20 protein-coding genes are annotated in these 17,178 nt (G+C 61.9%); 10 read left to right on the forward strand and 10 right to left on the reverse strand.

Going from position 1 to position 17,178, the window contains the following annotated elements; genetic code table 11:
- Positions 1–53: 53 nt before the first annotated feature.
- The 4 genes from AB1495_RS10860 (at position 54) to AB1495_RS10875 (ending at position 3,483) form a co-directional block, all read left to right on the forward strand.
- On the forward strand, positions 54–566 hold the full coding sequence (locus AB1495_RS10860; RefSeq protein ID WP_074635561.1) for a DUF2937 family protein: 513 nt from the start codon (positions 54–56) through the stop codon (positions 564–566).
- Positions 567–742: 176 nt separating this feature from the next.
- Positions 743–1,990: a lipoprotein-releasing ABC transporter permease subunit gene (locus tag AB1495_RS10865; protein WP_074635730.1), complete on the forward strand. Its 1,248-nt coding sequence runs from the start codon at positions 743–745 to the stop codon at positions 1,988–1,990.
- A complete protein-coding gene (locus AB1495_RS10870) occupies positions 1,983–2,666 on the forward strand; it encodes an ABC transporter ATP-binding protein (RefSeq protein ID WP_074635562.1) in 684 nt (227 codons plus the stop codon). Before AB1495_RS10865 ends, AB1495_RS10870 begins: the two co-directional genes overlap by 8 nt.
- A gap of 82 nt (positions 2,667–2,748) precedes the next feature.
- Positions 2,749–3,483 carry a calcium-binding protein gene (locus AB1495_RS10875; RefSeq protein ID WP_074635564.1) on the forward strand — a complete coding sequence of 245 codons (735 nt, stop codon included), beginning with the start codon at positions 2,749–2,751 and terminating at the stop codon, positions 3,481–3,483.
- A gap of 6 nt (positions 3,484–3,489) precedes the next feature.
- Here AB1495_RS10875 and AB1495_RS10880 read toward each other — a convergent pair whose 3' ends face one another.
- Complete coding sequence (locus tag AB1495_RS10880; RefSeq protein WP_074635566.1) at positions 3,490–3,924, reverse strand: DMT family transporter; 435 nt, start codon at positions 3,922–3,924, stop codon at positions 3,490–3,492.
- A 37-nt stretch (positions 3,925–3,961) separates the two neighbouring features.
- Between AB1495_RS10880 and AB1495_RS10885 the strand changes: the two genes are divergently transcribed.
- Positions 3,962–4,447 carry a cytochrome c gene (locus AB1495_RS10885; RefSeq protein ID WP_244268904.1) on the forward strand — a complete coding sequence of 162 codons (486 nt, stop codon included), beginning with the start codon at positions 3,962–3,964 and terminating at the stop codon, positions 4,445–4,447.
- Here the strand turns inward: AB1495_RS10885 and AB1495_RS10890 are convergent.
- The 3 genes from AB1495_RS10890 to AB1495_RS10900 form a co-directional block, all read right to left on the reverse strand.
- Positions 4,444–5,124, reverse strand: a complete 681-nt coding sequence (locus tag AB1495_RS10890; RefSeq protein WP_074635567.1) for a hypothetical protein — start codon at positions 5,122–5,124, stop codon at positions 4,444–4,446. The genes AB1495_RS10885 and AB1495_RS10890 overlap by 4 nt on opposite strands.
- Before the next feature lie 445 nt (positions 5,125–5,569).
- Positions 5,570–6,391, reverse strand: a complete 822-nt coding sequence (locus AB1495_RS10895; RefSeq protein WP_074635569.1) for a HEPN domain-containing protein — start codon at positions 6,389–6,391, stop codon at positions 5,570–5,572.
- Positions 6,388–8,349 (reverse strand): type IIA DNA topoisomerase subunit B, encoded by a 1,962-nt coding sequence (locus tag AB1495_RS10900; RefSeq protein ID WP_005852372.1) that lies wholly within the window; start codon positions 8,347–8,349, stop codon positions 6,388–6,390. The genes AB1495_RS10895 and AB1495_RS10900 overlap by 4 nt, the downstream gene beginning before the upstream one ends.
- Before the next feature lie 150 nt (positions 8,350–8,499).
- Between AB1495_RS10900 and AB1495_RS10905 the strand changes: the two genes are divergently transcribed.
- Positions 8,500–9,219 carry a dimethylsulfonioproprionate lyase family protein gene (locus tag AB1495_RS10905; protein WP_074635571.1) on the forward strand — a complete coding sequence of 240 codons (720 nt, stop codon included), beginning with the start codon at positions 8,500–8,502 and terminating at the stop codon, positions 9,217–9,219.
- Here the strand turns inward: AB1495_RS10905 and AB1495_RS10910 are convergent.
- Together AB1495_RS10910 and AB1495_RS10915 are read right to left on the reverse strand one after the other, a co-directional pair.
- Complete coding sequence (locus AB1495_RS10910) at positions 9,216–10,088, reverse strand: alpha/beta fold hydrolase (protein WP_074635572.1); 873 nt, start codon at positions 10,086–10,088, stop codon at positions 9,216–9,218. The genes AB1495_RS10905 and AB1495_RS10910 overlap by 4 nt on opposite strands.
- Positions 10,085–11,230 carry a dienelactone hydrolase family protein gene (locus tag AB1495_RS10915; protein WP_083350883.1) on the reverse strand — a complete coding sequence of 382 codons (1,146 nt, stop codon included), beginning with the start codon at positions 11,228–11,230 and terminating at the stop codon, positions 10,085–10,087. Before AB1495_RS10915 ends, AB1495_RS10910 begins: the two co-directional genes overlap by 4 nt.
- 145 nt (positions 11,231–11,375) lie before the next feature.
- On the opposite strand from AB1495_RS10915, the gene AB1495_RS10920 reads away from it, so the two are divergent.
- Positions 11,376–12,749, forward strand: a complete 1,374-nt coding sequence (locus AB1495_RS10920) for an MATE family efflux transporter (protein ID WP_074635574.1) — start codon at positions 11,376–11,378, stop codon at positions 12,747–12,749.
- A gap of 24 nt (positions 12,750–12,773) precedes the next feature.
- Here the strand turns inward: AB1495_RS10920 and AB1495_RS10925 are convergent, their stop codons facing one another.
- Both AB1495_RS10925 and AB1495_RS10930 read right to left on the reverse strand, forming a co-directional pair.
- Positions 12,774–13,169, reverse strand: coding sequence for a hypothetical protein (locus AB1495_RS10925; RefSeq protein WP_074635576.1), 396 nt, complete (start codon positions 13,167–13,169; stop codon positions 12,774–12,776).
- 22 nt (positions 13,170–13,191) lie between these two features.
- Positions 13,192–14,394, reverse strand: a complete 1,203-nt coding sequence (locus AB1495_RS10930; RefSeq protein WP_074635577.1) for a pyridoxal phosphate-dependent aminotransferase — start codon at positions 14,392–14,394, stop codon at positions 13,192–13,194.
- Between the two features lie 89 nt (positions 14,395–14,483).
- Here AB1495_RS10930 and AB1495_RS10935 point away from each other — a divergent pair, with 89 nt between their 5' ends.
- The 3 genes from AB1495_RS10935 to AB1495_RS10945 all read left to right on the forward strand — a co-directional run bounded on the left by AB1495_RS10935 (position 14,484) and on the right by AB1495_RS10945 (position 15,754).
- Entirely contained in the window at positions 14,484–14,882 is a 399-nt protein-coding gene (locus AB1495_RS10935) for a helix-turn-helix domain-containing protein (RefSeq protein ID WP_005852388.1), read from the forward strand.
- Positions 14,875–15,141: a succinate dehydrogenase assembly factor 2 gene (locus tag AB1495_RS10940; RefSeq protein ID WP_074635579.1), complete on the forward strand. Its 267-nt coding sequence runs from the start codon at positions 14,875–14,877 to the stop codon at positions 15,139–15,141. Before AB1495_RS10935 ends, AB1495_RS10940 begins: the two co-directional genes overlap by 8 nt.
- Positions 15,142–15,253: 112 nt before the next feature.
- On the forward strand, positions 15,254–15,754 hold the full coding sequence (locus AB1495_RS10945) for a MarR family winged helix-turn-helix transcriptional regulator (protein WP_037943810.1): 501 nt from the start codon (positions 15,254–15,256) through the stop codon (positions 15,752–15,754).
- Here AB1495_RS10945 and AB1495_RS10950 read toward each other — a convergent pair.
- Both AB1495_RS10950 and AB1495_RS10955 read right to left on the reverse strand, forming a co-directional pair.
- Positions 15,748–16,467: a DUF1194 domain-containing protein gene (locus tag AB1495_RS10950; protein ID WP_074635581.1), complete on the reverse strand. Its 720-nt coding sequence runs from the start codon at positions 16,465–16,467 to the stop codon at positions 15,748–15,750. The two genes, AB1495_RS10945 and AB1495_RS10950, sit on opposite strands and share 7 nt — an antisense overlap.
- Positions 16,464–17,174: a DUF1194 domain-containing protein gene (locus tag AB1495_RS10955; RefSeq protein WP_005852398.1), complete on the reverse strand. Its 711-nt coding sequence runs from the start codon at positions 17,172–17,174 to the stop codon at positions 16,464–16,466. The genes AB1495_RS10950 and AB1495_RS10955 overlap by 4 nt, the downstream gene beginning before the upstream one ends.
- Positions 17,175–17,178 lie beyond the last annotated feature (4 nt).

Raw genomic sequence — 17,178 nt, forward strand, 5'->3', positions numbered from 1 at the left:
GAAAAACGGGGGCGGATCATGAAGCGCTGCACAACGGACCTTTGGGGCGTTTCATGATCCTGCGGGCGCTGACCCTTGCTGGTGGTGTGGCGGGCGCGGCGGTGACCTCGCAATTCCCCGAATACTCGCAGCAATATCTGCAACGGTTGGGCGGGGCGGTCGATGCGCTGCACGAGGTCGTCGCCGATTTCGATGCCAGCGCCCAAGCGGTCGGCCTGTCGCGCAGCGATGCCCTGGCGCAGATGACCGGCACCGCGTTTATGGAGCGACGCCGCGCCGATATGGCCGCGACCTTTACCCGCTACGAGACATTGCAAACCGCCCTGACCCGATTGCAGGGGCAGGGGCCTTTCATGCGCGCCTACCACCTGCCGCAGATGTCGGACCCGCAGATCGCGGGGGCGGCGTGGCAGGCGTTTCAGCCCGCCGTACCGTTGAACTTTGCCGGGGTGGTGTTTGCGGCTGCGGGCTTTGTCGCGGGCGGCTTGGGGCTGGGTGTATTGCTGCGACTGTTGCGCGCCCCGTTCCGGCGGCGCGGCACCCGCATACCGGCGCAGGGCCGCTGACACGCGGCACCTTTACCTGCGGTACAAGCTGCCGCGCGACCACTCCTCGCTTGACCCTATTCCTCGCTTGACCCGATGCGCCGAAACCGCGAGGTTGCGCGCGATTGATCCCAGATCGGAACCATCCCTTGGCCAAACCAGTATCCTCGACACCGCCCTTCGCCCCTTTTGAATGGATGATCGCCTGGCGCTATCTGCGTGCGCGTCGCGCCGAAGGCGGCGTGAGCGTGATGACCTGGATCAGCCTGATCGGGATCACGCTGGCGGTCTTTGCCCTGATCGCGACTCTTGCCGTGCGGTCGGGCTTTCGGGCTGAATTCGTCGATACGATCCTAGGGGCCAATGCCCATGTGACCGTGTATAATATGGCGTCGGTGGATGAGAACGGCGTGTCCCAGACGGGGATACCCGATTACACCGAGATGGCCGCACGTGTGGCCCAGGTGCCGGGCGTGACGCAGGTGGCCCCTTTGGTGCGCGGTCAGGTGATGGCCAACAAGGGGCAGGCCAACGCGGGGATCGAGATTTTCGGCATTGAGGCCGCCGATCTGGCCAATATCCCGCGCATCGCCAACCCCGAAACCGCCGACGGCGATCTGGCCGATTTCGAACAGGGCATCGCCATCGGGTCCGGCGTGGCACAAGCACTGCGGGTCGGCTTGGGCGACACGATCAAGATCATCTCTCCGAACGGGGTGAAAACCGCTTTTGGCACCTCGCCCCGCGTGAATGGCTACGAGGTGACCTATATCTTCTCGGCCGGGCGCTATGACATCGACCGCACCCGCGCCTATCTGCCTCTGGCCGAGGCGCAGTCCTTCTTCAACCGCGAAGGCGTCGCCGACGAGCTTGAGGTAATGGTCGAAAACCCCGATAGCGTGGATGATCTGACCGTGCCGCTGCTGACCGCCGCGGGGGAACGCGGCATGATCTGGACGTGGCGCGATGCGTCGGGCTCGTTCCTCAGCGCGCTGGATATCGAGGACCGCGTGATGTTCGTGATCCTCAGCATCCTTGTGCTGATCGCGGCGATGAACATCGTCTCGGGCCTGATCATGCTGGTCAAGAACAAGGGGCGCGACATCGGGATCCTGCGCACCATGGGGCTGAGCGAAGGGTCGATCCTGCGCGTGTTCTTCATCTGCGGGGCCTTCACGGGTATCATCGGGACCGCGATGGGGGTGATCCTTGGCTGTCTCTTCGCGCTCTATGTCGATCAGATTTTTGCCGTCGTGAACTACCTCTCGGGGGGCAACGCATGGGATCCGTCGATCCGCGGCATCTACTTCCTGCCCGCCAAACTGCAATTCGGTGACGTGATGTCGGCCATCGGCCTGTCGCTTGGCCTGTCGTTCGTCGTCACCATCTTCCCCGCGCGCCGTGCCGCGCGCATGAACCCAGTCGAGGCGCTGCGCTATGAATGATCCTGTTTTGCGGCTCTCGGGGATTGGCAAATCCTACAACCCCGGCCAACCGAACGAAGTCAACGTGCTGCGCGGCATCGACCTGACCGTCGCCGCCGGAGAGGTCGTCGCACTGGTCGCCCCCTCTGGCGCGGGCAAGTCAACGCTGCTGCATATCGCGGGACTGCTGGACACGCCCGACACCGGCACGGTCGAGATTGGCGGCACCGATATGACAGGGCAGTCCGATCGCAAACGCACCGGCGTGCGGCGGCGCGATGTGGGGTTTATCTATCAGTTCCACCACCTGCTGCCTGAATTTTCCGCGTTGGAAAACATCGTGTTGCCGCAGCTGGCGAACGGTGTCTCGCAGTCCGAGGCGCAAACCCGCGCGCTGTCACTGTTGGACGAGGTCGGTATCGGCCACCGCGCCGACCACCGCCCGGCGGCGCTGTCGGGGGGCGAACAGCAACGGGTCGCTTTCTGCCGTGCGCTGGCCAATGCGCCGCGGCTGCTGCTGGCGGATGAGCCCACAGGCAACCTTGATCCGACCACCTCGGATCAGGTCTTTGCCGCGCTGATGACGCTCGTGCGGGGCACGGGGCTGTCGGCGGTAATCGCGACCCATAACCTTGAGCTTGCCGCGCGAATGGACCGCCAGATCCGGCTTGAAGCAGGGCAGCTCGTCGCGCTTTAAGGCGGCTGCCTTAATTTATCCTTACCCAGACCCAACTGGTGCCACGAGCAGGGGGCAAACTGTGTCAAAACAGGATGCTGCCATGTCACCTTTGCTCGTCATGCTCTTTGCCGCTTTCGGCCCCATGCTGGCCGTGTTTGACCCGTTTGGTGATGATACGGAGGATGAGCCCGAGGACGAAGAAATCCCCATCGGCATGCCCGATATGGGGACGACCACGGGCGCAGGCATGGATGATGCACTGACCCCCGAGCCGGCAGATCCTGAAGCCGAGGCACCAACAGATGTGCCGACCGCGGAGGATCCAGCGGTCGAGACGATCAACGACACCGAGCAACCCCCCGAGGATGACGCACAGTCGCAAACCGGCACGGCGGGCGATGATACATTACAAGGCACCGACGCGCGCGACATCCTGTTTGGCGGGCAGGGCAATGACACGCTTTCGGGCGGGGTCAACGCCCAGGATGGCAGCGACGACGGGGTCGCGGACGAGTTGATCGGCGAAGATGGCGACGACAGCCTGCGATTGGGGGCGAATGACACTGGCATCGGGGGCACGGGCGCGGACAGTTTCACTGCGATCTACGGCGCCACAGGCGGGATCACGGTCACCGATTATGACGTGGGCACCGATGCCCTGATTGTCGAAACCGACGATGAAAACGCCTCTGTCACCGATCAGACCGTCGCGGATGGAGAGTTGACGGTCACGCTCAGCACAGGGCTCACCATCACCCTGCCGGGGGTCGAAAATCCCTTGGCGGAGGATGAAATCCTTTTTGTGCTGACCAACCCGCTACAAGACGAGGCCTGATCTGCCTCAGGCTTGCTGGGTCAACCAGACACCGGCACACATCAAGGCGATGCCAGCGGCCCGCGCGGCCCCCAAGGGCGCCACCTGTGCGCCGAACAGCCCGAAATGGTCAATCGCCGCGGCGCTGAAAAGCTGGCCCACCAGAACAAAGAACACCGCGTTGCCGACGCCAAAATGCGGCGCGATAAAGGTGATCGACAGGATGTAGAAGGCCACCAGAAATCCGGCCAGCAGCAGATGCTTCGGGGCCGCGGGGATCTGCGCAAACCCTTGCCGCCCCACCAACATCGCGACCAGTAAGCTGACCGAAAAAGCCACCACAAACAGCACCGTAGCCGCTGCCGCAGGAGATCCGATCCGGCTGCCAAGCCCTGCGTTCAACGCGGCCAGAACGGGAATGCCAACCCCGGCCAAAAGCATCACAACTGCATAATGCGCCATGAGTATTCCTAATCTTTCCCGTTTCTTGATCCAGATCATGGCGAAGACCCCCGCCAAGGGCAAGCATCCCCGTGACCTACCGGAGGATCATATGATGAAAACCACAATCGCCCTCGGCGTGCCGCTGTTCCTGGGGCTGGCCGCCTGTATGCCCGCACAGACCCTGCCCGAGGCCCCCGACCGCGCGGAAGGGGCGGCGTTTTTTGCCGAAAACTGTGTGCAATGCCACGGGGTGAACGCCCAAGGGGCCGGTGCCGCGGCCAAGGGCCTTCGCCCGCAGCCCCGCGACCTGACCCTACTGGCGCGGAACAATGGCGGGCGGTTTCCGCAGACCAGAACGCTGGCCTATATCTACGGCGACCCGGCGGGCGATGCCACAGACAGCCACCTGCAACGGGTGATGCCGCAGTTTGGCGAGGGCATGGCGCTGGATCTGGTACCTGTCGATCTGGATGGCCAGTTGACGCCCACACCACGGGTGCTGGCGGGGCTGCTGGTCTATCTTGAAAGCATCCAGCGTTAACTACAGATCCCGTTCACCTCGACCCCGTCCCAAGGCATCCGCACCGCATAGGGCCGGCTTTGGGGCAGGGGTGCTACGGGCATCTCTTGCGAAATCAGCGCATGCAGCCTTTTGGTGCGCGGTGCCTGCGGGTCCAACGCACGACAGCAGACGAATTCCTCGACGATAGAGCCTTGTTGTTCAAAGGCAAAATCCAGAAACTTCGGGTCGCTCTCCAGATCAAAGAGATACGGGTCCGCCCCGCCGCCATGTTCAAACGCCGCACGCAGCGGCGAATAGCCCGTCGTCTCGCGGTTCTGCCACTGCCAGATATGGGTCAGCTCATGGGCAAAGATCATCGCCGCGATCAGCCCGATCCGGTCGGGATAGTCGGGCAGGTAATCGTCCAGATACCAGTCTTCGTCAAACAGCACCGTATTCCACAGCGCGACGGCAGCGGGCTTGGTGGTGATCACCTCGCCGACCTTTTCGGGCGGCAGGATACGTTCGCGACAGGTCGTGCGCGGCCGCGCCTTGCGCGTCATCGTCACCCCGCGCGAGGGCGACCCGTCATGCAGCCGCACCTTGGGGTAATTCAGCGTATCCCCCATGATGTCGCCCGCGAACAGCAGCTCATTCTGGGTCAACGGTCGCCCGCAAGAGGCTAGAAACATGAGGAGGATAAAGGCTCGGATCATGGCGAAACGTTGAGTGAAAGCGCAGTGCGGATCAAGCGGTATTTTTGACGTGAGGCCCGTGTTGAAATCTTCCGAGGGAAGGTTTCAGGGGCGAACGGGCGGAGCCCAGAGGGGGCTATCGGACGCAGCGGATACCCGGCGGAACAGATGTTAAGGGCTGCGCCCGACCTCGGGCCGAAGGCCGTCTTGCGAAAGGTCCTGTGGACCTTTCGAGGCCGCAGGGATGCGACAGCATCGAGGGAGCATGAAATGCGCCCTCCCCGTGGGGGAGGTCGGGCGCGGCCCGAGGCGGGGCCTCGGGCTGTAGTGTGTAAAAGGCAAGTAAAGGAAGGAGATATGCGCCGAAACTGAATGGGAACGAGCAAACAAAAAACTTAGGAACGCTTGCAATGCAGGGTTGGGTTTAGAAATGCACTCTGATTTATTTTTAATCCTCGAGAGGCCTTTAAAATTTTTCAGCCATTCTAACAAGGGCTTCTTTATTTCGACGAGTGAGGTTTGCATTATTGATTACCCACTCCAAATCTTCTTGTTCTTTGACCTCTTGAGATGAAATTGCGTTTGCTTTTCTATTAGCCCACGAATTGTTTCTCACAGAAAATCCACCGATCAAGGGCTTATCGTGCAGAAAAAGTTCAGGAAAATACTCAATGTTCTGATTAGCCAGAATCTTAATCATTAGTGCGTTGGCTGCTCTACTAGATTTAAGTTGCGGAAAGCGATTGCTAAATAGTTTGATTTTACATTGATCAGTTGGTAATCGGGGCTCATTGTCGCTCAAGGGTGCGACCGGACGCCCCGCTAGCGTTCGAAGTAATGTAAAAGTTGCATCTAGAAGATGGATTTCGCAAAAATAAACCTTGGTTTGAGGATTGCCTCGGTATCGTGAAACGGGTTTTCCATTACTTTCAAAATGCTCTAACACTGAGATAGTAGATTGTGGATAAAGCCGTTCTCTCCCAAATTTCAATGCCCCGATTGCTTCGGTAGGCAGCGATGTTTCTATTTCGTGTGGTAGGTCGCACAAAATATTGTCTTTAATCAATCCGGTGACATTGTGCCCAGAGTTTTCCTGTAAAGGAATTTTAAGTTTAAGCAGTAAGGCTTTTGAACTTTTTTCGATGGCTTGCGAAGCACTCCAACAGTACTGGTGGAGCCTCATTGTTTGTGCTGCCCAACGTGCTGTTAGATAGTCCTCTTCTGCACTATCTAGGAAAAACTCATCTACTATGGCTTGCGCGGGTGCTGCTAGTTTAAATTCCCTCAAACATCTAGCTCCTCCACAAACTGGGCGTTCTCCTGAATATACTGGTAGCGTAGCTCCGGTTTCTTCCCCATCAGACGCTCGACCAGATCGCCGGTCTCTCCGGGCATGTCTTCGTCGACGGTGACGCGGATCAGCTTGCGGGTGGTGGGGTCCATCGTGGTCTCTTTCAGGTCTTTCGCGTCCATCTCGCCCAGACCCTTGAAGCGTTGCAGATCGATCTTGCCTTTGCCGCCCAGGCCTTTCTCAAGCCACATGTCCTTTTCCGCATCATCCGCCACATAGACGCGCTTGGCCCCTTGGGTCAGACGGTAAAGCGGAGGACAGGCGAGGTAGAGGTGCCCGGCATCGATCATCGGGCGCATCTGGGTGTAGAAGAACGTCATCAGCAGCGCCGCGATATGGGCCCCGTCGACATCCGCGTCGGTCATGATGATGATCTTGTCATAGCGCAGGTCATCAAGGTTGAACTTCGTGCCCATCCCGACGCCAAGCGCCTCGCATAGATCGTTGATCTCGGCATTGGTGTTCAGCTTGCTCGACGCGGCCCCCAACACGTTGAGGATCTTGCCCTTCAGCGGCAGCAAGGCTTGCGTGTTCCGGTTGCGCGCGCCCTTGCCGGACCCACCAGCGGAATCGCCCTCCACGATGAACAGCTCGGTGCCCTCGCGGGTCTTGGAGGTACAGTCAGTCAGCTTGCCGGGCAGGCGCAGCTTTTTCGTGGCGGTCTTGCGCGCGGTCTCTTTTTCCTGACGGCGGCGCAGGCGTTCTTCGGCGCGCAGCACAAGGAAATCAAGGATCGCACCCGCAGATTTGGTATCCGCCGCCAGCCAGTTGTCAAAGTGGTCGCGCACGGCGTTTTCCACCATGCGCTGCGCGTCCACCGTCGCCAGACGGTCCTTGGTCTGGCCAACGAATTCAGGCTCGCGGATAAAGCAGGACACCAGCGCACAGCCACCGGTGATCAGATCGTCGCGGGTGATGGTGCCGGCCTTCTTGTTGCCGACCAGCTCGCCGTAGGCTTTGACACCCTTCAGGATCGCGGACCAGAAGCCCGCCTCGTGAGTGCCGCCTTCGGGGGTGGGGATGGTGTTACAATAGGATTGGATGAAGCCATCGCGCGACGGCGTCCAGTTGATCGCCCATTCGACCTTGCCCGGTGCGTTGAATTTCTCGCGGAAGTCGACGGTGCCGCCAAAGGGGTGTTCGGCGTAGGTTGTCGACCCTTTCAGCGTTTCGTTCAGATAATCAGACAGGCCGCCGGGGAAGTGGAATGTCGCCTCTTGCGGGGTGTCGCCGTCTTGCTGGCCGCATTTCCAGCGGATTTCGACGCCGGAAAACAGATAGGCCTTGGACCGCGCCATCGCGAACAGCCGCGCGGGCTTGAGCTTGAGCGGGCCAAAAATCTCTGCATCGGGGTGGAAGGTGACAGCCGTGCCGCGCCGGTTCGGGGCCGCGCCGATCTTTTCAAGCTTGCCTTGGGGGATGCCGCGCGAAAACTCCATCGCGAACAGCTCGCGGTTGCGCGCGACCTCGACCCGCAGGTGATCCGACAGCGCGTTGACCACGGACGACCCCACACCGTGCAGACCGCCCGAAGTCTCGTACGAATCGCCCGAGAATTTGCCGCCCGCGTTCAGCGTGCAAAAGATGATCTCCAGCGCCGATTTGCTGGGATCTTTGGGGTGCGGATCGGTGGGGATGCCACGCCCGTTGTCACGCACGGTAACATGGCCGTTTTCATGCAGTTCCAGTTCAATCCAGGTGGCATGGCCCGCCACCGCTTCGTCCATCGAGTTATCGATGATTTCCGCGACCATATGGTGCAGCGCGCGATCGTCCTTGCCCCCGATGTACATGCCGGGGCGCAGGCGCACGTGCTCCATATCCTCAAGAACCTGGATCGAAGAGGCATCATATTCCTTGGCGTTGCTCTGCGCACCGGAAAGAAGATCGGACATGTAGGGGCCTGCCTGTCTGTTGTTTTTGTTGAGCCTCCCACTATGCCAGAGCGCTATGGTCGGGGGAAGGGCGGATGACGTCGCAATGCGGTGTTTCCTGCGGCTGTGCCTTTGCTATCATCGGGGCAGGAAACCGTTGGGAGGCTTGCCATGACGTTTGACACCGTTACCCCCACCACCCTGCGCGATGTGCCCGACTGGCGCTATATGATGCAGGAATGTGACGAGCTTTATCGCTACCTGCCCGCGGGGGGCAGCGACCGGATCAAAAGCCATCAACGCAAAGCGCGCGAGGCCATCGCCAGGCTGCTGCGGGGCAATGCCGAACTGCGGTTGCAGCCGCGTGCGGAAAAGCCCGTCACCGCCCATCTGCGCCGCGCGCTGGACGAGGGCAAGCAGGGGGCCTTGGCCCCCGCGGTCCGGGCGCTGGATGCCGTGGCCCATGACCTCAGCTGGCAATACGGCTACGAGAAAGTCCCCAAGGGGCTGACCAACAGCTATGCCTATGCCGAACTGGCAGGGGCGCAGGGGCCGGTGGTCAGCCATGATATCATTCTGGGCGTGGTGCTCTTCGCGCCGGGCTGCACCTATCCGGCCCATGCCCATAAGGGGATCACCGAAAGTTACGTCTGCCTGTCCGGCGCGGTGTCCGAGAACCATCAGGGCGTCTATGTGCCCGGTTCGATGATCTTTAACCCGCCTGAACATCTGCACCGGATCACTGTGGGCGACCGCGAACCGGCGCTTCTGGCCTATGCGTGGATGGGCGATCCTGCCGATCTGCACCAGCAGAAAATGGTCTTTACCCGCGCCCGCCCGCGCCCGCCCGCGCCCGTAAATAACGTGCGGGACGGGGCAGGCGTGGCCTAAAGCCAGTTCAGAATGGCCTCCGCCACCTCTTGCGGTTTTTGGTGGTGCAGCCAGTGATCCGCGCCCTCGATGGGGGCGCGGGTCAGGTCGGGGGCGTAGTCCTCAAGCCCGCGGGTCGTCTCGGGCAGCAGCGCGGTATCATCGGTGCCCCAGACCAGCAGATGCGGGCAGCGCACCTGCAACCGCGCCGGATCAAAGCTCAGCGCGTCGTCAATCGCCTCGCCCTCGGCCCCCAGTTTCAGCGGAGAGGCGCGATACCAGTTCACCATCCCGCGCAGCCCCGCCGCATCGCGCCACGCTGCCTTGTAGCCCGCCAGCGTCTCGCCCTCTAGCCAGCTCATATCCATATGCGCTGAAAACAGCCCCATCAACTTGTCGAAATCATCCGCGGCCAGAATATCCTCTGATCCCTCACGGCGCAGGAAATGGATGTATTGCGACGCATCGGTCTGCGCACCGCCCTTGGCAAGCTCGCGCTGGAAGGGGGCGGGGTGGACGCCGTTCATGATGATCAGCTTCGATACCAGATCAGGCCGCCCGATGGTCAGCGCATAGGCGACAGAGGCCCCCCAGTCATGGCCCAGCAAGATCACGGGCTCGTCCCCGATCAGCGCGGCCATATCCGACACCAGCTTCGATGTCTTATACTGCTCTACCTCGGCGGGTCGCCAGCTTTGCCCATAGCCGCGCTGGTCGGGGGCAATGCAATGGAACCGCTTGGCCAGCAGCGGGGCCAGATCGTTCCACGCGCCCGAATATTCGGGAAAGCCGTGCAGCATCAGTAGCTTGGGCGCGCCTTCATCGCCCCAGTGGCGGATAAAGAAAGAATTGCCGTTGATCTGGCGGGTTTCGGTCCAATGGGCGGTCATGTCGTCTTCCTTTTCGGTTTGTCCGGGGCGGGGCCGGCGGGCAAATGCTCCAGCCGCAGCCCTGCGGCGGTGCCCGGGGCGAAACCGGGCCAGTCAGTCCCGTCCAGCATCCCTGCGGTGTCGTCACCGCGCAGATGCATCCCCATAAAGGCCGCCGCATAATGTTGCGCGATGTTGTTCATGCGCAGCGTGTCCCAGACCGGATCGGCATAGTGCTGGAACGGTGCCCACCCCAGCAGATCCGAATGCGCCCAGCTTTCCAGCGGGGCAGGGATCGGCGCGGCGGCATTATGGCCCGCGTTGATAAAGCTTAACAAATAGCGGTCGCTGGCGCAGCCGGTGAAAAGGCGGCGCATCGCGGCATAGTCTGATACATCATCGACGGTGCCGGCCATCATGAACAGCGGCGTGTCCATCTGCGCCAGCCCATCGGCATCCCACATCGCCTGCCCGTTGCCCCAAGGGCCGATGGGCATGATCGCGCACAGCCGTGGGTCGCGCAGGGCGGCGTGGGTCTTTGACCCCGCAAGATGCCGCGCAAGGCTGCCGCCCTCGGGCGCGCGGGGATGCTGCAACGCCGTCTCGGCCAGACCCGCCCCGCCAAAGATCATCGCCCCGTAGCCGCCCATGGAATAGCCGATCAGCCCGACGCGGCGACACGCCACCAGGTCGCCCAAGGGGCCCGTCAGCGCCTCCATCGCGTCAATCACCGCGCGCTGGTCCAGCGGACGGTTCAACAACGTCACCCCGAACGCCTGCTGATCCTCATAGGTGCTGCCCGCATGATCCGGTGCCGCCACGACAAAGCCTTGTCCCGCAAGGGATTCCGCCAAATGGCTCAGCAAAAAGCGGTTGCCGGGATACCCGTGCGAGATCACGATCAACGGCGCAGAAAAACCCGTGGCGACAAAAGCCTCGCGGCAGGCCGACCCGTGCAGGACAGTCGGCGTCACCCCGTCGCGCAGCAAAGTGGCATAGGACGTCCCCGCAACCGTGCCTTTGGCCGCCGGATACCAGACCTCTACCGTCAACTGGCGCGTGTCGGAAACAGCGGCGGTCAGGGTGGTCACGCCCACGGGATGGGGGCCGCGCTGCGCCAGCGCAGGCGCGTCGGGGCGCAGCAGATCGATGCGGTTGTGCAAGGCGGTGTCCTCCCAACTTCGGTGTCGCGACTGTGGCGCGGCCAGCCGCAGGGTGCAAGCCCGCCCGACCACGCAAACCGCCGCGCTGCCTTCCCCTAGGTCATCGGCTCTTTCCCTTGCGGGCGGGGCGGCGTAGGAAAGGCGCATGACACAGCAAATGACATATCCGGGCCACGCCCGAGCCATCACCGTGATGGGGCTTCCGCTTGTAGGCGGGCATCTGGGGCAGATCGCGATCGGGGTCTCCGACACGGTCATGGCGGGCTGGTACAGCGTAGAGGCGCTGGCCGCTGTCACCCTCGCCAGTACCTATTTCTTCGTGCTGCTGATCTTTGGATCGGGCTTTGCATGGGGCGTGATGCCATTGGTCGCGGCCTTTGACGCCGAGGGCGACGAGGTCGGCCTGCGTCGCGCCACCCGCATGGGCATGTGGCTGTCGATGGGCTTTGCCGTGCTGGCGCTGCCGCTGATGATCTGGTCGCGGCCGATCATGGCGCTGATGGGGCAGGACCAGGCGCTGGCCGATATGGTCGATGGGTATCTGTTTATTGCCGCTTGGGGCATCTTCCCCGCGCTGATGGTGATGGTGCTCAAAAGCTACCTCGCAGCGCTGGAACGCACACAGGTCGTGCTCTGGATCACGCTGCTGGCGGGCGTCGCGAATGTGCTGGCCAACTATGCGTTCATTTTCGGCAACTGGGGTGCGCCCGAACTGGGCGTGCGCGGTGCGGCCATTGCCTCTGTCACGTCGCACAGCGTGTCGCTGGTCGCCGTGGTGATTTATGTGCTGTGGAAAATGCCGCAACACCAGATGTTTGTCCGCCTCTGGCGCCCCGATTGGGAGATGTTGGCCCGCGTGTTCCGCCTTGGTCTGCCCATCGGGTTCACGGGGCTAAGCGAGGTCGGGCTGTTCGCGGCCAGCGCCGTCATGATGGGCTGGCTGGGCACCGTGGCACTGGCTGCCCACGGCATCGCGCTGCAACTGGCATCAATCACCTTTATGGTGCACCTTGGTATCAGCAACGTGGCTACGATCCGCGCAGGCAATGCCTATGGCCGCCGCGATCCGGCGCATCTGGCGCGTGGCGCGATCACCGCGACGGTGATGTCGGCGCTGGTCGCAGTGTTGACGATCTTTGTCTTCGTGATGTGGCCCGAACCGCTGATCAACCTGTTCATGCAGCGCGACGAACCCGCGCGCGACCAGATCCTTGTGATCGGGGTGGGGCTGCTGGCGATGGCGTCACTGTTCCAGCTTGTCGATGGCGCGCAGGCCGTGGCCCTGGGCATTCTGCGCGGGGTGCAAGACACCACAGTGCCGATGATCCTTGCGGGCTTCAGCTACTGGATCGTGGGCATGCCCGTGTCGTATCTTCTGGGCTTTTTCTTTGACCTAGAAGGCGTGGGGGTCTGGCTCGGGCTGGTCTTTGGCCTTGGCGTGGCGGCGATCCTGCTGAACGCGCGCTTCTGGGGCAGCGTGCTGAAACGTCTGGGGCCAACAGACCCCGCGGCCGCGTAACAACACCTGTTGACCGGCAGCCGCCTAGGGCAGCCGGTCGGCCTTCTTGCGCACCAACGTGCTGCGCAGATCATGCATCGCCAACAGCAGCGCATCCGTGACGGCATCAAGCTGGTCGTCCGTGGCCTTTGACTGCACCCACTGCGTGGTCAGGTTCAGATAATCCACCGCACGGTGGATATCATCGATGTCGCGCTGCGCCAGTACCTGTGCGCGCTCGGTCATCCACTGGCGGATACGCTCCAGATCGCCGTCCGACAGCACGCGATCGCCTTGGGGTTTGATCTCGCCGTTGCGGATGTTCACAACGGCGATCTGGTCCATCTCGATCCGCCGCTGGCGGTTCTCTGCATCCACGCGAAACACCGCCGCGCCATTCTCGCGCACGCGAAAGTAATACTCAGGCAAATCGCTCGACATGGCGGCTCCTTTTGCGTCCGGCTTAGCTTAACGCGGCGCAGAACTTCTGCAAACGCGTGCAGGCTTCTTTCAGTGCTTCATCCGAGGTCGCATAACTGATGCGGAAGTTCGGGCTAAGCCCGAAAGCCGCGCCAAAGACGACAGCAACGCCAGTGTCTTCCAGCAACGCGGTGGCGAAAACCTCGTCATCGGTGATGGTGATGCCCGACGGGGTGGTCTTGCCGATCAACCCTGCGATGGACGGGTAGACATAAAACGCGCCCTCGGGTTTGGGGCAGATCACGCCGTCGATCTCGCTCAGCATATCCACTACCAGATTGCGGCGGCGGGTGAACATCTTGTTGTTCTCTGCAATGTAGTCCTGCGTGCCGTTCAGCGCCTCGACCGCCGCCCACTGGCTGACGGTGCAGGGGTTCGACGTGGATTGCGACTGTACCTTGCGCATCGCGCCGATCAGCTTTTCCGGCCCCGCGGCATAGCCGATGCGCCAGCCGGTCATGGCATAGGCTTTGGACACACCGTTGACCGTCAGCGTACGGTCATAAAGGGCAGGCTCCACCTGCGCGGGGGTGCAGAATTTGAAATCATCATAGGCAAGATGTTCATACATATCATCGGTCATCACCCAGACATGGGGGTGCCGCATCAACACATCCGTCAGCGCCTTCAGCTCATCCCAGCTATAGCCCGCGCCCGTAGGGTTCGACGGGGAGTTGAAGATGAACCATTTGGTATTGGGCGTGATCGCCTCTTCCAGCGCCTCAGGCGTCAGCTTGAAATCATTCTCCAACGTCGCAGGCGCGATCACCGGTGTGCCACCGGCCAGCAGCACCATATCGGGGTAGCTGACCCAATAGGGCGCAGGGATCACGACCTCTTCACCGGGGTTCATCGTCGCCATCAGCGCGTTGTACAGGATTTGCTTGCCACCCGTGCCGACGCTGACCTGAGACGGCGTATAGTCCAGCCCGTTGTCGCGCTTGAACTTGGCGCAAATCGCCTGCTTCAGCTCGGGGATGCCGTCAACGGCGGTGTATTTGGTCTTGCCCGCGGTGATCGCGGCGATACCGGCGTCCTTGATGTTCTGCGGCGTATCGAAATCCGGCTCTCCGGCCCCCAATCCGATCACATCCTTGCCTGCGGCCTTCAGCTCGGCAGCTTTTTGGGTCACGGCGATGGTGGGCGACGGTTTTACGCGCGCAAGGGTCTTGGACAGCAGTTCCATTTCGGCCTCAGTTTGATATGTGTGCAGCACCCTCATAGGGCGCAGCCCCGCACCGATCAAGCCAGATCGGTCCAAACAGGAGAGACGCAATGGCCGAGAACGAAGACTGGTACGCATCCGACGTGGCAACCTTTGGCGACCGGGTCGCCGCCGCGCGCGAGAACGCGGATATGACGCAAGCCGCGCTCGCCAAGCGGTTGGGGATCAAGCAATCCACCCTGCGCGGCTGGGAAGACGACCTGTCCGAACCCCGCGCCAACCGCCTGTCCACGCTCGCCGGGGTTCTGGGCGTGTCGATGATGTGGCTGATCAACGGCGAGGGCGAAGGTATCGACGCCCCCGATGACACAGCCGCCACCGACGCCAATATCAAAGAAGCATTGATCGAACTGCGCGACATGCGCGCCGATCTGTTGAAACGGGCCGAACAAATGGGCCGTCTCGAAAAGAAACTACGCCGGATTTTCAAAGGGAACACCCATGGCTGAGCTGCACGAACACAAGGTCAAACGTCTGCATATGCGCTCCATGCGGCGAGGTATTAAGGAAATGGATCTCATTTTACCTTCTTATGCTGCAACCCGTCTCGCGACGATGGATGACGCGGCATTGTCGCTCTATGACGACATGCTAAGCGAGAATGATCACGATCTTTATCAATGGGTTACGGGGCAAACACCTGCACCCGAACCCTTTGCCGCGCTGATCGCGGACATCCAGACTCATCTGGCTGCAAACCCGCTTTAGGCGCGGTTTCCCCTGCGGATGTCGGCCCCCGCGCGCCGACATCCGTCCGGTTTAACGATATATTTTATTTTTATCTTCAGCTTCCGCCCCAATCGCAATGTCGGAGTTGAATATGAGTATCCAAAACCCCATCCCCATCCCCCCGTCAGAGGCGGGATTCATGCAAAGCTACCTCGATGCGCTCGGGCTGGTGGAACGGTTGCACCGCCTGCTGCTGGACGTGATCAAGGATGAATTCGAACGCGTCGGCGTGCTGGACATCAACGCCGTGCAGGCGCTGCTGCTGTTCAACATCGGCGACAATGAAGTCACCGCCGGAGAGTTGAAAAGCCGTGGCTACTATCAGGGCAGCAACGTCAGCTACAACCTGAAAAAACTGGTGGATATGGGCTATATGCACCACCAGCGCTGCCAGATCGACCGCCGCTCGGTGCGGGTGCGGCTGACCGGCAAGGGGCGTCACATCAGCGGCGTTGTGTCAGACCTGTTTGGTCGCCACGCCAGCGGGCTGATGCACAAGGGCGCGCTGGGCGCATCGGGCATGGATGACATCACCCGCGCGCTCAAACGGATGGAACGCTACTGGACGGACCAGATCCGCTATATCTACTGACCGCGCGCGGCGGGCGGGGCTGCGTCACCCAGTTGCGCCAGCGACAGCACCGCCAGCTCGCGCAGCAGCTTGGTGGTCATGGCGGATTGATAGGCATCAAACCCCGCGGCGGGCAGGGCAAAGGCACCGGGGCCGGTGATCACCTCTGCCGTGAAATACCCCGTCAGCGTGCTGTCCTCCTCCGTCGCTTCGACCACCAGCGCGTTCACCGTCAGATCACGCCCCGCAAGCTGTCGTTTCACGTCACGGGGGCGGGGTCCAAGGTTGGATATCCCGTCGCCCGAGATATCAAGCGTGTGCTTCAAACATGCGGGCCGCTGCGCCAGATAGGCCGCCCCCGCTGCCACCGCCACGCCAAGCGCGGTGCCGGGCGACGCCGCCGCGCGCTCAACCTGTCGCAGCCCGTCAATCAGCTCTTGCAGGGCGGCGGCATCACTGATCGACCGCCACGGGGCAATAACGCGCTGGTCTGTCGGGCCGCTCCACTCATAGACCAACAGGGACACCGGTGCCTCCGGTGCCGACAGGATCGCCGCGCGCACCGCCGGATCGTCCAAGGCCCCGGCAACCCCGTCCAATTGCAAGCGGTACTCCCGCGCATCGACGGACCCCGACACATCCAGCCCCAAGGCCAGGGCCTGCCGACACTCCGCCACGCCAGCCGACGCCCAAAGCGTTGCGCCGACAAGGGCCGCGACCCCGGCGCGGATCATCCCGCGTCCTCGACCACGGGCAGGCTGCCAATCGCAGGGGGCGTCAGCTCGCGTTCCAGCTTGATCCGCATGGCGCGTTCAAAATCCTCGAACCCGTTGGCGATCACCAGAAACGCACCGGGGCCGTGCAAGACTTCGCGTTTGTAAAAGGCGATCAGCCCCGTCTCGGCCTCGAAATCGGCGGCATTCACCACCAACCCGTTGACCGTCACATCGTCAAAATCAAACGACCGATAGGCCAGCGGCGGGCCAAAGCCTTCGTTGTTCTGACCGTCCCCCGCCAGATCAATTGTCTTGTATAAACAACGCGGTGCCCGCGCCATGACCGCCGCACCAAACCCCAGCGCATAGCCCATGGCCGTGGGGAAATCATTATGACTGCGCTGGCTGCCCGCCACCACGCCCGCCGCGCGCGTCAGATCGTCGGGCGAGTCTATCATCTGCCAGTCCAGCACCATCTGCTGGTTATAGCGCCCCGACCATTCATAGACGGCCAGCGCCACCGGCAGATCGCTGGCAAAAAACGCCCGCCGCACCGGGTCTGACAGCAACGCGGCGGCGGTGCCGCCACGCTGCAAACGGTCCTCGACCGCATCAACCGAACTGGACACATCCATCGCCAGCAGCAGCGCCAACCGACACTCCGCCGCCGCAAGGGCCGCGGGTGCGACGCCCAGCGCTGTGGCAAGGAAGGCCGCCCGGATCATCGGC

The sequence above is a fragment of the Sulfitobacter pontiacus genome (assembly GCF_040790665.1).
GTDB classification, from domain to species: domain Bacteria; phylum Pseudomonadota; class Alphaproteobacteria; order Rhodobacterales; family Rhodobacteraceae; genus Sulfitobacter; species Sulfitobacter pontiacus.

Excerpts from the sequence above, each read along its gene's own strand:
- AB1495_RS10860 (WP_074635561.1), top strand. The coding sequence starts at position 54 with ATGATCCTGCGGGCGCTGACCCTTGCTGGTGGTGTGGCGGGCGCGGCG.
- AB1495_RS10865 (WP_074635730.1), top strand. The coding sequence starts at position 743 with ATGATCGCCTGGCGCTATCTGCGTGCGCGTCGCGCCGAAGGCGGCGTG.
- AB1495_RS10870 (WP_074635562.1), top strand. The coding sequence starts at position 1,983 with ATGAATGATCCTGTTTTGCGGCTCTCGGGGATTGGCAAATCCTACAAC.
- AB1495_RS10875 (WP_074635564.1), top strand. The coding sequence starts at position 2,749 with ATGTCACCTTTGCTCGTCATGCTCTTTGCCGCTTTCGGCCCCATGCTG.
- AB1495_RS10880 (WP_074635566.1), bottom strand. The coding sequence starts at position 3,924 with ATGGCGCATTATGCAGTTGTGATGCTTTTGGCCGGGGTTGGCATTCCC.
- AB1495_RS10885 (WP_244268904.1), top strand. The coding sequence starts at position 3,962 with ATGGCGAAGACCCCCGCCAAGGGCAAGCATCCCCGTGACCTACCGGAG.
- AB1495_RS10890 (WP_074635567.1), bottom strand. The coding sequence starts at position 5,124 with ATGATCCGAGCCTTTATCCTCCTCATGTTTCTAGCCTCTTGCGGGCGA.
- AB1495_RS10900 (WP_005852372.1), bottom strand. The coding sequence starts at position 8,349 with ATGTCCGATCTTCTTTCCGGTGCGCAGAGCAACGCCAAGGAATATGAT.
- AB1495_RS10905 (WP_074635571.1), top strand. The coding sequence starts at position 8,500 with ATGACGTTTGACACCGTTACCCCCACCACCCTGCGCGATGTGCCCGAC.
- AB1495_RS10910 (WP_074635572.1), bottom strand. The coding sequence starts at position 10,088 with ATGACCGCCCATTGGACCGAAACCCGCCAGATCAACGGCAATTCTTTC.
- AB1495_RS10920 (WP_074635574.1), top strand. The coding sequence starts at position 11,376 with ATGACACAGCAAATGACATATCCGGGCCACGCCCGAGCCATCACCGTG.
- AB1495_RS10925 (WP_074635576.1), bottom strand. The coding sequence starts at position 13,169 with ATGTCGAGCGATTTGCCTGAGTATTACTTTCGCGTGCGCGAGAATGGC.
- AB1495_RS10930 (WP_074635577.1), bottom strand. The coding sequence starts at position 14,394 with ATGGAACTGCTGTCCAAGACCCTTGCGCGCGTAAAACCGTCGCCCACC.
- AB1495_RS10935 (WP_005852388.1), top strand. The coding sequence starts at position 14,484 with ATGGCCGAGAACGAAGACTGGTACGCATCCGACGTGGCAACCTTTGGC.
- AB1495_RS10940 (WP_074635579.1), top strand. The coding sequence starts at position 14,875 with ATGGCTGAGCTGCACGAACACAAGGTCAAACGTCTGCATATGCGCTCC.
- AB1495_RS10945 (WP_037943810.1), top strand. The coding sequence starts at position 15,254 with ATGAGTATCCAAAACCCCATCCCCATCCCCCCGTCAGAGGCGGGATTC.
- AB1495_RS10950 (WP_074635581.1), bottom strand. The coding sequence starts at position 16,467 with ATGATCCGCGCCGGGGTCGCGGCCCTTGTCGGCGCAACGCTTTGGGCG.
- AB1495_RS10955 (WP_005852398.1), bottom strand. The coding sequence starts at position 17,174 with ATGATCCGGGCGGCCTTCCTTGCCACAGCGCTGGGCGTCGCACCCGCG.